This window comes from Bacteroides cellulosilyticus (assembly GCF_020091405.1).
GTDB lineage: Bacteria > Bacteroidota > Bacteroidia > Bacteroidales > Bacteroidaceae > Bacteroides.
Genome location: NZ_CP081903.1, coordinates 5,798,708 through 5,812,679, shown reverse-complemented (window position 1 = coordinate 5,812,679; position 13,972 = coordinate 5,798,708). Strand labels below are relative to the sequence as shown.

The window sequence follows — 13,972 nt, the reverse complement described above, 5'->3', positions numbered from 1 at the left end:
TAGTGAAAGGAAAATGAAAGATGTATTAGATTTCTTACATGCGTTAGATTTGACTAACCTGTATCGTCATATCGGGGTGACATTGATGTGCTGGTTAGTAATGTTCATCTCCGTACTGATTGATATGTGGGATGGCGTACAGACTGCGAGGGTAATGAAAGAGAAAGTAGATAGCAAGGGATTACGCCGTACATTTGCTAAAGCTGGCGATTATTGGCGTATGATGCTGTTTGGACTGATGTTCGACACATTGGGATTACTCTTTACTTGGTATGTATTGCCATACATGACGATCATCATCACGGTTGGTGTATTGATAATCGAGTTTCGGAGCGTATGGGAACATAATAAGAGAAAGCGTAGCCATGCGGCAGAGTTACCCGGAGTGATAGCCAATATCGTTAAGTGTGCATCGGAGAAAGACGCTTTGGAATTAATCAAGAAAATAAAGGAGGTGCAGAAATGAAGTACTTTACAATCGCTGAATTGATTAAGTCCGATACAGCCGACCAATTAGGAATTGATAACCGGTGTAAGAAAGAACATGTAGTCAATATGACTGCATTAGTAGATAATGTGCTGGACCCATTGCGGGAAGCATACAGGAAGCCAATCAGGGTGAACAGTGGTTTCCGTTGCCCGGCACTCAATAAAGCCGTGAAAGGTTCAGCTACGAGCGACCACATGACTGGACGGGCGGCAGATATAACCGGAGGGAGCCCGGCTGAGAATAAGAAGTTGTTCTGTCTGATTCAAGAACTAGGCCTTCCCTTCGATCAATTGATTGATGAGAAACATTTCTCATGGGTACATGTGTCTTATCGGCAGTCTGGTAATCGTAGGGAGGTGAAAGCCTTATGAGACTAACCAGTAAGCAGAAAAAGGAATTCTTCGGGCTGGCAGTCTGGGGGATTCTCGGACTCATTGCAATGTCCGTTATGATGGCATTGGCCGGATGTGCCACTCCTATGAACACAGACCGTAATACTCAGGTTGACTATTCCAATCTTTTGCAGCAAATGCAATCTCGAATGGACTCCCTACTTATCAATATGGAAGCTCAGCGGAAAGAAACAAGCGAGAAACTATCCAATCTAAAGGTTGAGAATAAAACTGTCTATCTCTCACCTCCTGACAGTACCGGCAAGCAATATCCAACTATGGTGAGTGAGACGAATGCCAGTAAAGACGAGAAAGAGAATAAGACTACTGAGACTGAACTTAAAGTAACCATTCAGAGGCTTGTTGAGGAGGTTTCGGATTTGAAGAATAAACTCAATACTAGTGTTGTACAGGAAGAGAAAGTAAAAGAATTCTCTTGGTGGCAACTTCATAAGATGGATGTATATGCCGGCTTATTCATGCTTGTGCTTGGATGGCTTGTTTATAAGAAGAATAAGTAGAAGTGGCTTATCTGCGATAAGTGTGCCTTGACTGAAAAGTCAGGGCACTTTTGTTCTGAAAACTATTGATTGAAAGCATTGGCTAATAAAAACAGATTTCATTTTGTCGAATCTGATTTTATACTTTAATTTGTGCATTGAAAAATATAAATATGGATAATAATAAGGCAAAAGAGGAACTTTATAAGAAGCTTATTGATATGCTTCCTATAAAACGGAAAGATAATTCCGATTTTAGAGTTGTTTTAGAGAACGCTCTTGAGAATTATGTAAACTTAATCAAAGACGCTGGAGTTATAGAGTTAACACAGGAAAATATGAATGATATAGAGAAATCATGTGATGCTATTAATGAAATAGTAACTCTTCAGTATCAAGGCAAACATTCGGAGGCTTATGGACGGTTGGGAGAGATTGTCAAAGCAAAGATGAATGTTCTTATTGAGGGGGCTAATCTTTCTTTATATAGAATGAGAAAGTTTGAAGGAGAGAAAAGATTTACCTATATAGATATGTTTCACATTCCATTTGAAAAACGTGGTAAAGTAAAAACTCAACGATATAGTATTCCTGGATATCCATGTTTATATGTGGGTGAGAGTATTTATGCGTGTTGGGAGGAGATGGAACGTCCTTTGTCATGGATGGTGTCAAAAATTGTTTGTAAAAAAATGCCACTTTTGTTAGATTTGCGTGTTCCTAATGAAAAAGAGTTTAATGTTTTTGATCTTTTACGATTTCCGCTAATCATTGCATGTATGATTCCTGTTCTCAACAATAAGGATGATTATAAACCTGAATATATAATACCTCAACTTCTAACGGAATATATTATAACGAATTATCATAGAAAATATGACTATAAAGATGTCTTTAAAACCATTAATGGGATTCGTTATACATCAGTTCATAAAAATACTGATTTTGATTTTCCTAATGAAAAATTCAACAATATTGTATTTCCTGTAGTGGAGTCTATAAATGACACTGGGTATTGTCCTGTATTGTGTGAGCAGTTTCTGGTAACAGAACCCACCTGCGATGAATATGAACGTATTAGGGGGGATTATTCTGTAGATTTAGGAAAAGCTGGGTATAATTCGGAAGAACAATTAAAAAGGAATTATGAAGTATCTATATTTGGTAAGATAGAGGAGCGGCTAAAATACCGTGAATCATACAAAATAATCAATAGAGTATGAATAGATTTTGATTTATTATATTTACTTTATTAATCTGATAAATTGCGAGTTATGTGTGAAGACAATCAATATGTTAGAACTTTGGAACGGTTATATCAATGCCGGGACTTAGAAATCTCAAACTTATGGCAACGATCTGTTTTTTTATCTGTATTTTTAATATTATGTTTTACCGGATATGGAATATTAGTTTTGAGAATTATCGATTACACTAGTGTTTTAGAGTGGATTTTATTCAATTTGTTATCTATTGTTTTGTCATTTGTCGGTTGTATACTCTCTGCCATTTGGGTTTATATGGGAAAAGGCTCTAAAGCTTGGTATGAAGTTTATGAAACAGCAATTGTAAGTTTTGAACATAAATATCATGATAAGATAGGAATTCCTGTAAGTAATATAATGGGTGAGATGGGGATCCCCTATAAAAAAATGAATGATTGTATTTTTTCAATGAAATCTGGTGCCTATTCACCTTCCAGGATAAATATATTAATAGGACAAGTTTGCCTAATCGGATGGATTGTTATTGGAATTGTGCACTCAATGATCTTATATTCTCATGAGTTGGAATTAGGTTGGACTATTTTGGATAGTCCGCTTATAATATGTCTGTTGCCTTTTGTCTTAGCGGGAATTTGTGTGTTTATATGTTGGTATTTACAAACAAGAAAACTAAGAAGTAAGCACCTTTATGACACTCTATACTATAAAAATGGTTTATCTTTATGTAAAAGAAAAGAATGGCTTAAATTATCCATCACTGAAAGGAAAAAGAAAATTATTGAAAGGCAAAAAAGTGATTAGAGGGACTATCCATCTGATTGTGCCTAAAAAATCCCCGTAGCGGCTCAACTACGGGGACAGTATTAAATATCATGATTATCCTTTCATCATCATAATATCCGCTCTCATCTCTATGTAATCTTTATACTTCTCCGGATTATTCACATAATCTATTACTCTGTTGATTGCTATCTCCGCTTGTTTTTGTTTGACTTTGGTATAGTACCTGATAATGCCTTTACTTTTGTCTGAATGTCCCAAACAGTAGTCTATCACTCCATCCGGGATTCCTAGTTCTGATGCAAATTGAGCAAAAGTTTTGCGAGCGGAATAGAAGCATAGTGTTTGCTTGATTCCTAAATGCTCTTTCAGCTCTCTCATGCAAAGGTTGATATACTTTTGTAAATTAGAATAGGTGTATGAATACCCTAAATCTAACACACCTTTTTTATTAATATACCTATTTATTATAGCTCTTGCTTCTGGATGTATCGGTATTGTAATGTTTGCTTTTCCTGTCTTTGCATGAAGCGTCTTAGTTCTCTCGAAGGAAAGGATATCTGACGATAGATTAACTGACAATAGATCTTTTAAGTTTATTCCACATAAGTAAAAAGATAGCAAAAGCATGTCTTTCCCTAAATTAATCCTCTTCCCCTCTAATTGGGTGTTTCGTATTCTTTGAAACTCCTCTATTGTTAGGTCACACTCCTTTGGTTCGGCAGTCGGGATTTTGGTGTAAGCAAAGGGGTGTACATCTTGTTTGAGAATGCCGGCTTTAATTAATTCGTTGATTCTTGCTTTTAGGTGAGTTAGCCTTAATCCTATATTTCCATTGGCGTAGCCTTTTCTTATCATCCACTTTTTAAAGTGTTCTATTAATAATGTGTTGATAGCAGGGATGGGAACGTCCCCTTCGGCATTAGCAAATATACGGATTGTTTCTTGGTTCATCTTTGCATAGCTTTCTCTTCCTTCTATTTCAAACTCTGCAATACGCTTCTTCCAGTATTCAATAAAGGAAATATGAGATGGCTTTTCTTTAGAAAGAATAATCTGCTTGATTTGGGAGGCTGTTAGCCAGTCCTTATCTTCTATAGAATCATATTTTTCTTTATATTGTGAGAATACAAACTCTAATCGTTTGTTCATTACACTTGCATCTTTGCGATATGCGACCTTTCCGTTTTCGAATTCTGCAATATCATTCAATAGGAAAGTCGTTTTGATGTAAGCCCGCTTTTTCTTTTGGGAGATGCAGACTAAGATTGGAAGTCTGCCATCCTGTTCCTTAATAGAACTTAAAACTGTTAATCTGATTGTTGCCATAAGCTGAATAATCAAACACAATCCTACTATACAACTTTAGCCATATATATTTGCAGAAATGTGCTTTTTTTTATTCAGGTGAGACTTTTTTGAAAGAAAAACGCTGATTAATGTGTTTATAATCAGCGTTTTAAAGGAGAGCCGCTAGCCAGACTTGAACTGGCGACCTACGCGTTACGAATGCGTTGCTCTACCAACTGAGCTATAGCGGCAGTGACTTTTCATTTACGGGGTGCAAAATTACACCTTTCTTTGAAATTACGAAAAGAAAAAGGCTTTTTTTTGAAAAAATCTTTCTTAAAATGGTTTTCTATATTTGCTCTGTCATTTTTCCTTCTAAAATAATTGTTTTATCAATATAAAAAATACATCTTTGCAAATCTTACTGTCAACCTAAAATCTGACAATAAATATGAATTTGAAGATATATTATAAGAATCTTTCATCCCGTATTGCCTCCAAGTGGACTATATTGGCTATTGATATTTGTTTGGTAATGATTTCCATGCTTTTAGCATGTATCCTTCAACTCGGGGTGTCTTCTATAATATATAAGATGTCATTGTATGTGTGGATGATTTTTTTCTCTTTGTTTTGTAATCTGTGTTTCTTTTCTGTCTTTCATACATATGTTGGAGTTATTCGTTTTTCTTCGTTTGTGGATATCTATAGAGTGTTTATATCTCTTACATTGAGCTATGGAGTACTGGGGGTAGGAAATTTTTGCTGGTCAGCTTTTGGTTTGGGAGAAACATTACCCAGTGGAATAATTTTTATAGCATATATTCTTAACTTCATATTCATGGCATGTCTGCGCATTTTGGTGAAAATGTTGCATGAAGCTTTGTCTTTTGATATTCGGCATTGTGTGAATGTGTTTATTTATGGCTTTCGTGGAACTGGAGTGAATATAGCAAAATCTATGCGTGTAAATAGGAATAATCATTATCGTGTATGTGGTTTTATTTCTGATGAGCCGTGGATGATAGGCAAACACACTATGGGATGTAGGGTATATGCTAATGATAAGATGTTATTTGAACACTTAAAAAGGAAGAATGTACGTACGATTATTGCTTCACCTGATAAATTGGTGGATTTGGAACAGTCTGGTATAGTAGCACAAATGTTAGCTCAGGATATCCATGTGATGACAGTGCCTCCCTTGAGCGATTGTTTGGATGATGGAATTATAAAAGATATCCATATAGAAGATTGGCTTCGTCGTGAACCAATTCAGGTTGATATCCGTAAGATAGCGGCTTATGTTGAGGGACATCGAATATTGATAACCGGTGCTGCTGGTACTGTAGGGCAGGAAATCGTTCGCCAGTTGGCGGCGCTAAATCCATATCAGTTGATATTGGTTGATCAGGCTGAATCTCCTTTGTACGATATTCAATTGGAATTGTCTGACCATTGGAAAAATCTCGAAGTACGGGTATTAGTAGCAGATGTTACAAATTATACTCGTATGGAGGCTATTTTCAGAGAGTGTATGCCGCAGTTAGTCTTTCATGCTGCAGCATATAAACACGTTGCCATGCTTGAAGATTATGCTTCTGAAGCTATACAGGTGAATGTTTTAGGGACAAAGACTGTTGCAGATTTGTCTGTAAAATACAAAATTAAGAAATGTATGATAATTTCTACAGATCATGCTTTCTGTCCGGTGCATGCTATGGGGTATAGTAAATGTTTGGCTGAAATGTATGTACAGGGATTATCTCGCAAAGTAGTGCAGGAAAATAGTCTTACTAAATTATTTGTAGTTCGCTTCAGTGATGTATATCCTGATGCCCCTCGCAGTTTAATGACTGTATCGGAAGCTTGTCAGTTGATATTGGAAACGGGGAATTTGGGTGAGAATGGTGAAATCTATGTGTTTGAAGATGATGCAGTAGAAGATACGCTGCCTACCAGCTATGAAAAAATAAAGAAAAGCAAAGGATATTTCATTGATTATACTATGATTTGCGAGCAGATTAATACTTTAACGGAAAATAATTGCATGCAGGATTCAGCGGTAATAATTAACAAAATGAAAAAAATAATCTCATATTTTTCTGAGTCCTGTGTGGATGCCTGAACGGCTGAATGGAGTTTTTAATTCTTTTTCTGAAATTTCGATGTAAAATAAATGGGCGTTCTGAAATAATGTGCTACCTTTGTGCCCGATTTATATTTAACTGTAGGAATTTTAAAGATTAATCAAATATCTTATGCGTAGATTAATAGCACTATTCTTTTCAATCTTCATCCTCGTAGGGGGCGTTATGGCCCAGCAAATGTCGGATGATCAGGTGGTTCAATATGTGAAAGAAGCACAGAGAACTGGCAAATCGCAAAAGCAAATGACTACTGAGCTATTGCGTAGAGGAGTAACCAAAGAACAGGTTGCTCGTATACAAAAAAAATATGCCGAGCATAGTACTGCTGCAGATGGAGTGGAAAACAAACCCTCTCAACTTCGTGAACGTACTTCTTTAATGACAGACGGGAAAGCTATTAGAGGTACTTCTTATGAAGAAGCAGAATTAGAAGAACAGAAAGAAATAATTGATTTAAAACGTGATGCGAAAGCTACTCCTGAAGCACCGGGAAGCAATATTTTTGGTCATAGTTTATTTTCTAGTAGAAACCTTTCTTTTGAGCCGAGTGCAAATTTGGCTACTCCGGTAAATTACCGTTTAGGCCCGGGTGATGAAGTTATTATAGATATCTGGGGGGCTTCAGAAAATACAATCCGTCAGACGATTTCTCCGGAAGGAACTATCTTAGTTCGTGGTTTAGGTCCCGTTCATCTTAGTGGTATGACTGTAAAAGAGGCGAATTCTTTTTTGCAGCGTGAGTTTTCTAAGATCTATTCGGGAATTTCAGGTACGGAACCCAATTCTGAGATAAAATTGACATTGGGTGACATTCGTACGATACAAATTAATATTATGGGTGAGGTTTCTGTGCCGGGAACTTATACCTTATCTGCATTTTCCACTGTATTCCATGCTTTATATCGTGCTGGTGGTGTGAACCGTATCGGTAGTTTACGTAGTATTAAAGTGGTACGTGATGGTAAAACCTTTGCTGATCTGGATGTTTACGACTTTATAATGAAAGGTAAAATGAAGGATGATATACGCCTTCAGGAAGGTGACGTGATCATTGTAGATCCTTATCAGTCTTTGGTTGAGATTGTGGGTAAAGTCAAAAGACCGATGTTTTATGAGATGAAACCTACAGAGACTGTTGCTACCATATTAAATTATGCAGGTGGTTTTACTGGTGATGCTTATAAAAAAGCCATTCGTCTTGTGCGTAAGAGCGGACGTGAACATCAGGTCTTTAATGTAGATGAAATGGATTACTCTGTTTTCCGTTTGGATGATGGAGATATGATTACGATAGATGCTGTACTGGATCGTTTCGAAAATCGCGTAGAAGTTCGTGGGGCTGTTTATCGTGCCGGTTTATATCAACTAGACGGTACAGTAAATACGGTGAAACAATTAATAAAGAAAGCTGAAGGATTGCGTGGAGATGCTTTTCTGAATAGAGTAATTATAGACAGAGAGCATGAAGACCTGTCTCATGAAATTATTGCTATTGATTTAGGAGGATTATTAAACGGGACGATTGCTGATATTCCTTTGCAGAAAAATGATATCCTGTATATCCCAAGTATTACTGATTTGAAAGAAGAAGAAACGGTTGCAATTTATGGTGAAGTTGCTAATCCGGGTACTTTCCTTTTTTCTAAGAATATGACTATTGAAGATTTACTTGTTCAGGCGGGTGGCTTGTTAGAAGAAGCAGCTACAACGAGGGTTGAGGTAACTCGTCGTATTAAAGATCCTAAGAGCACTTCATTCAGTAGTGTTTTGGGTAAAACATTTACTTTTGATATAAAAGATGGTTTTATTGTTGGAGGAAATGCGGAGAACTTCTATTTAGAACCCTTTGATGCTGTTTATATTCGTAGAAGTCCAGCTTATCGTAGGCAACAGAATGTGGTTGTTGCTGGTGAAGTACTTTTCTCTGGTAGCTATTCTCTATTGAAGAAGAATGAGCGCTTGTCTGACTTGGTTAGCAAGGCTGGTGGTGTAACTCCGGATGCTTATGTAAAAGGAGCTCGTTTAATCCGTAAATTGTCCGATGAGGAAAGACGTCGTCAGAATGACGCTATCCGTATGGCTCAGAATGGTGAGGGAAAGGATTCCATATCTATACAGAAATTAAATCTGTCAGAGACCTATACTGTAGGTATTGATCTGGAGAAAGCTTTAGCCAATCCAAAGTCTGATTTTGATTTGGTTTTGCGTGAGGGAGATGTACTGTATATTCCGGAATATGTGAATACTGTGAAAATTAGTGGTTCGGTCATGTATCCTAATACCGTAGTGTATCAGAAGGGAAAGAATCTGAAATTCTACATTAATCAAGCGGGTGGTTATGGCAATATGGCAAAGAAGAAGAAAGTTTATGTAGTTTACATGAATGGTACGGTATCTCGTCTGAAGGCAAGAAATGCCAGTGCTATAGAACCGGGATGTGAAATTATCGTTCCCAGCAAGGCTGAAAAGAAACATATGGCGATGGCTGAAATTTTGGGTATTAGTAGTACAACTGCTACAATTGCAGCAATGGTAGCAACTATGGCTAACGCTTTTAAGTAATTTGGATTATGAGTGAAGAAAAAAAACTGAATACACTTCCTCAACAACCAGAGGAACAGGAAATAGACTTGATTGAACTTGCCAAGAAAGTTTGGGCAGAGCGAAAATTGGTTTTTAAAGCGTGTGGATATGCAGCGTTAGTAGGATTGGTTGTTGCATTTAGCATTCCTAGAGAATATTCCACTAGCGTAACGTTAGCACCAGAAAGCACTGGGAAAACTTCAGGAGGTAGCATGGGAGCTTTGGCGGCTATGGCTGGAATCAATATGGGGTCTTCTGTTGGAGAAGATGCTCTTTATCCGGATCTTTATCCGGATATCGTAAGTTCTACCCCGTTTCTGACTGAGTTGTTTGATGTAAAGGTCAAAGATGATAAAGAAAAGGTAGATACTACGCTGTATGTTTACTTGGACGAACATCAGCGTGCTCCTTGGTGGGGTGCTATTATTTCTGCTCCTTTTAAAGTTTTGGGTTGGACCATCTCTTTATTTAAGGATGATGAAGTAGAAGGAACTGGTACATTGGATCCTTTTAGATTAACAAAAGACGAAGCAGACATTGCTGAAGCGCTAAGTAAACGTATAGCTGTCTCTGTTGATAAGAAGACAGGTGTTACTACCTTGACGGTAACAATGCAGGATCCTTTAATTTCTGCTTCATTAACCGATACAGTAATGCACCGCCTTCAGAATTATATAACTGAATATCGAACTAATAAAGCTCGTCATGATTTGGCTTTTACCGAGAAATTATATACAGAAGCAAAAGCTAATTATACGGATGCCCAAAGTAAGTATGCATCTTTTGTAGATGCAAATCAAAATATTATTTTGTTAAGTTATCGTGCTGAGCAGGAGCGTTTGCAAAATGAGATGAGTTTAGCATATAATGTATATACTCAAGTTGCCCAACAGTTACAGATGGCAAAAGCTAAAGTACAAGAAATTACTCCGGTATATACTGTTGTTCAGCCAGCGACGGTTCCTTTGCGTCCGTCTAAGCCTAGCAAGCCTATGATTCTGATAGGTTTCGTATTTTTGGCTGGTGTCGGTAGTGTTGGATGGATATTGTTTATAAAGGATTTATTAAAAGGATGGAAAAAGCAAACAACGATATGATGATGGATGAAAATTCGCGTAGCTGGTATGTATTGTACACAGCGCCAAGATTGGAACGTAAATTGATGCAACACCTTACTGTTGCCGGATATAAGACTTATTGTCCTATGCAAACAATTTATGTGAACTGGAATGGAAAAACAAAGGAAATTATTGTTCCTTTTTTCTCCGGTTGTGTTTTTGTAGAGGGAGATCTTAAGGATATGACCCCTGTTGTAGCTTCTCAAAAAGCGGCATTTTTAGTGAATGCTGATGGCAAAGAGCTTACTATAGTATCTGATAAGGCAAACCTTCCAGGAAAGTTTGCCCAATTATTGAAGTAATGATGAAGTTGATTTCAGAAGAACTGTTGGATAGTGTGTCCCAGGAAGCGCGGGAGAGTTCTCGTTTGCGTATGAATTATAATTTTCATGAATCATTGGATGCACCTATCCAGCGCCTGCTTAATGCATTGGAGCCGGGAACGTATCTTCCTCCTCATCGTCACACTGATAAAGAGGAGACTTATGTGGTATTACGTGGAAGTCTGTTGACTTTCTTTTATGATGATTTAGGTAATGTAATAGAAAAAGTTAACCTAAATCCATCGGCTGGAGTTTATGGGGTGGAGATCCCTTCCGGTACTTGGCATAGTATTATTGCTTTAGAGCCAGGCACTGTGATTTTTGAAATCAAAAGTGGCCCTTATAAACCACTTCCTCCCGAAGATATTGCGCCATGGGCGCCTGCACCCTCCGACTTGGAAGGTGCGGCTGTGTTTATGAAACGAATGTTGGAGGTTTAATTAGCACCTTCAAACATTCGGCTTCGTGCCAGCATGCATGCACCTACAATGCCGGCCTTATCTTTTAACTTGGATGTTGTGATAACTGAGTCTTTATTCACGAGGTTTAAGGAGTATTTCCGTACTGCTGTTTTTATAGGTTGCGTAATGTAGTCTCCGGTTAGAGATAATGTTCCTCCGATTATTACTAACTCGGGATTAAAGATATTTATAAGACCGGCAATTTGTTTACCTAATTTTTGTCCGATTTCTTCGACAATTTCAATGCATAGCACATCTTCCTTGTTTACTGCTGCTATAATCTCATCTAATGTTAATGGGTTTTCCATGTTAATCCGTTCGGATAAAATAGAATTTTCTCCTTTCTTTATTCGTTCCAGCAGAGTACGGTGTAATGCTGAGCCGGAAGCTTCTGTTTCCAGACAGCCTTTCTTTCCACAGTGGCAGATGATTTCATTATCAAATGTGCTGATATGCCCAAATTCTCCTGAGAATCCAGATTTTCCTTTGTAGATTTTTCCGTCTATAATAATTCCGATTCCTAATCCCCAGCTGACATTTACGAAAATAATATCTTTTTCCCCTTTAACGCATCCTTGCATATATTCTCCATAGGTCATTGCTCGTGTATCATTGTCGATTGTGACAGTATATCCTAGTCTTTCACTTAATACATCTGCAAGAGGACGCTCTTCAAAATTAAACTGGCTGAAACTATATCCGGATTCTGGGTTTACCCGACCTGATACATTGACATTGATATTAAGAATCTTTTCAGTGTCAATTGAAAGTTTCTTGATGAAATTGAGAATAAGACTACAAAGCTCGTTCATTCCTTCCAAAGAGTTCTCAAAATTATAAGGAATATCCATTTTGAGATCTACCATATCTCCTTTAAAATTGATTAATCCGATGTTGATGGAGAATTTTTTTATATCTACTCCAATAAAGTAACCGGATTGAGGATTCAAGCCGTATAGATGCGGGTGGCGTCCTCCGCTTGTTTCCAGTTTCCCATAATCATTTATATAACCTTCATCGAACATTTCACCTATTAATTTAGTGACAGTAGGGATACTCAGATCTAACTCCTTAGAGAGATCAGGAATTGTAGAACTACCATTATATATATAATAGGTGATAATCCTTTTTTTTATAAGGGCATTTTTAGACCCCATTTCTATTTCTTTTAGGAATTGCTGATACATACTCTTTGTTAATTTCATTATTGTCAACAAAGATACTTAATAATTTTATTAACATCAACCTTTCTATGTGAAAAAGAATATTATTTCTTCTTTTTATCTAGTTGATAATTGCTGAACTCTCCTTTTTCTTATTCCTTTTTTGTCTTTAGTTTGCGTTTCTTTTCTTTTTCCTCGTTATTATTAATTAATAATATGGCCGTATATAATTAAATGTACCGGATAATAAGAATTTAATAATAAAATAATTTATTATCTATTGTTTATTTAATAAATATATCTATATTTGCACTGTGTTATAAATATAATAACCTCTATGATAATAAAGGTTAAACTTAGAATTCAATAGGTTAACATATATATTATACAGAAGAAAGCTATGAAAACAAGCAATCGCAGAGATTTTTTGAAAAAGGCCGCACTGGCAGGAGCTTCCGCCTTAGTAGCTCCTGGATTGCTGGCAACTGAAGAGAAAGAAGTGATATCTTTCTCTTCATCGCCCGGTGGTGAAACTGATAAATTTATTATTCCTAAGAATGATGGATTGAAAATAACAGGAACTTTCTTGGATGAAATTTCTCATGATATTCCTCATCAGAATTGGAGTGAAAGAGAGTGGGAGCAGGATTTTCGTCACATGAAAAGTATTGGGATTGATACTGTTATTATGATTCGTTCCGGTTATCGCAAGTTTATTACTTATCCTTCTAAATATTTGCTTGGTAAAGGATGCTATATGCCATCTTTCGACTTGGTAGATATGTATCTCCGTTTGGCGGAAAAATATCAGATGAAATTTTATTTCGGTTTGTATGATTCCGGGAAGTATTGGGATACGGGTGATTTATCTTGGGAGATTGAAGATAATAAATACGTTATTGATGAAGTTTGGAAGCAATACGGTGAAAAATACAAGAGTTTTGGCGGATGGTATATCAGTGGCGAGATCAGCCGTAAGACTAAAGGGGCTATTGATGCTTTCAGGGCAATGGGAAAACAATGCAAGGATGTCTCTGCAGGTCTTCCTACTTTTATTTCTCCTTGGATTGACGGAAAAAAGGCTGTGATGGGAACTGACAAGTTAACTAAAGAAGATGCAGTTTCAGTTCAGGAACATGAAAGAGAGTGGAATGAGATTTTTGATGGGATTCACGAGGTAGTTGATGCTTGTGCTTTTCAGGATGGGCACATTGACTATGATGAATTGGATGCTTTTTTTACAGTGAATAAAAAGCTGGCGGATAAATATGGTATGAAATGTTGGACGAATGCAGAAACATTTGACCGTGATATGCCAATCAACTTTTTACCGATAAAGTTTGATAAACTCCGAATGAAGTTGGAAGCTGCGAAGAGAGCCGGATATGATAAAGCCATAACGTTTGAATTTTCTCATTTTATGAGTCCGCAGTCTGCCTATCTGCAAGCCGGTCATTTGTATGATAGATATAAGGAATACTTTAATATCAAATAAT

13 protein-coding genes and 1 tRNA gene are annotated in these 13,972 nt (G+C 37.0%); 11 read left to right on the top strand and 3 right to left on the bottom strand.

Annotated features, from left to right (window positions below; all coding sequences use genetic code 11):
• The first annotated feature begins 13 nt into the window (after positions 1-13).
• The 5 genes from K6V21_RS22300 to K6V21_RS22280 all read left to right on the top strand — a co-directional run bounded on the left by K6V21_RS22300 (position 14) and on the right by K6V21_RS22280 (position 3,409).
• Entirely contained in the window at positions 14-466 is a 453-nt protein-coding gene (locus K6V21_RS22300) for a phage holin family protein (protein WP_224319914.1), read from the top strand.
• Positions 463-861 (top strand): D-Ala-D-Ala carboxypeptidase family metallohydrolase, encoded by a 399-nt coding sequence (locus K6V21_RS22295; protein ID WP_224319913.1) that lies wholly within the window; start codon positions 463-465, stop codon positions 859-861. The genes K6V21_RS22300 and K6V21_RS22295 overlap by 4 nt, the downstream gene beginning before the upstream one ends.
• Complete coding sequence (locus K6V21_RS22290) at positions 858-1,403, top strand: histidine kinase (protein WP_224319912.1); 546 nt, start codon at positions 858-860, stop codon at positions 1,401-1,403. Before K6V21_RS22295 ends, K6V21_RS22290 begins: the two co-directional genes overlap by 4 nt.
• Before the next feature lie 152 nt (positions 1,404-1,555).
• Complete coding sequence (locus K6V21_RS22285) at positions 1,556-2,605, top strand: RES domain-containing protein (protein ID WP_224319911.1); 1,050 nt, start codon at positions 1,556-1,558, stop codon at positions 2,603-2,605.
• 51 nt (positions 2,606-2,656) lie between these two features.
• Positions 2,657-3,409, top strand: a complete 753-nt coding sequence (locus K6V21_RS22280) for a hypothetical protein (RefSeq protein WP_224319910.1) — start codon at positions 2,657-2,659, stop codon at positions 3,407-3,409.
• 75 nt (positions 3,410-3,484) lie between these two features.
• On the opposite strand, the gene K6V21_RS22275 is transcribed toward K6V21_RS22280, so the two are convergent.
• Together K6V21_RS22275 and K6V21_RS22270 are read right to left on the bottom strand one after the other, a co-directional pair.
• A complete protein-coding gene (locus tag K6V21_RS22275; RefSeq protein WP_224319909.1) occupies positions 3,485-4,717 on the bottom strand; it encodes a tyrosine-type recombinase/integrase in 1,233 nt (410 codons plus the stop codon).
• Positions 4,718-4,856: 139 nt separating this feature from the next.
• Positions 4,857-4,929: transfer RNA gene (locus K6V21_RS22270), tRNA-Thr, on the bottom strand.
• A 200-nt stretch (positions 4,930-5,129) separates the two neighbouring features.
• On the opposite strand from K6V21_RS22270, the gene K6V21_RS22265 reads away from it, so the two are divergent.
• The 5 genes from K6V21_RS22265 to K6V21_RS22245 all read left to right on the top strand — a co-directional run bounded on the left by K6V21_RS22265 (position 5,130) and on the right by K6V21_RS22245 (position 11,292).
• A complete protein-coding gene (locus K6V21_RS22265; RefSeq protein ID WP_224319908.1) occupies positions 5,130-6,806 on the top strand; it encodes a polysaccharide biosynthesis protein in 1,677 nt (558 codons plus the stop codon).
• A 133-nt stretch (positions 6,807-6,939) separates the two neighbouring features.
• Positions 6,940-9,390, top strand: coding sequence for an SLBB domain-containing protein (locus K6V21_RS22260; protein ID WP_217713569.1), 2,451 nt, complete (start codon positions 6,940-6,942; stop codon positions 9,388-9,390).
• 8 nt (positions 9,391-9,398) lie between these two features.
• On the top strand, positions 9,399-10,508 hold the full coding sequence (locus K6V21_RS22255) for a Wzz/FepE/Etk N-terminal domain-containing protein (protein WP_217713570.1): 1,110 nt from the start codon (positions 9,399-9,401) through the stop codon (positions 10,506-10,508).
• Positions 10,484-10,831 carry a UpxY family transcription antiterminator gene (locus K6V21_RS22250; protein WP_029328209.1) on the top strand — a complete coding sequence of 116 codons (348 nt, stop codon included), beginning with the start codon at positions 10,484-10,486 and terminating at the stop codon, positions 10,829-10,831. The genes K6V21_RS22255 and K6V21_RS22250 overlap by 25 nt, the downstream gene beginning before the upstream one ends.
• Positions 10,831-11,292: a WbuC family cupin fold metalloprotein gene (locus K6V21_RS22245; RefSeq protein WP_224319907.1), complete on the top strand. Its 462-nt coding sequence runs from the start codon at positions 10,831-10,833 to the stop codon at positions 11,290-11,292. The genes K6V21_RS22250 and K6V21_RS22245 overlap by 1 nt, the downstream gene beginning before the upstream one ends.
• Here the strand turns inward: K6V21_RS22245 and K6V21_RS22240 are convergent.
• Positions 11,289-12,500: an ROK family transcriptional regulator gene (locus K6V21_RS22240; RefSeq protein ID WP_007217797.1), complete on the bottom strand. Its 1,212-nt coding sequence runs from the start codon at positions 12,498-12,500 to the stop codon at positions 11,289-11,291. The genes K6V21_RS22245 and K6V21_RS22240 overlap by 4 nt on opposite strands.
• Before the next feature lie 376 nt (positions 12,501-12,876).
• Here K6V21_RS22240 and K6V21_RS22235 point away from each other — a divergent pair, with 376 nt between their 5' ends.
• Complete coding sequence (locus tag K6V21_RS22235) at positions 12,877-13,971, top strand: DUF4434 domain-containing protein (protein WP_224319906.1); 1,095 nt, start codon at positions 12,877-12,879, stop codon at positions 13,969-13,971.
• Position 13,972: the final 1 nt, after the last annotated feature.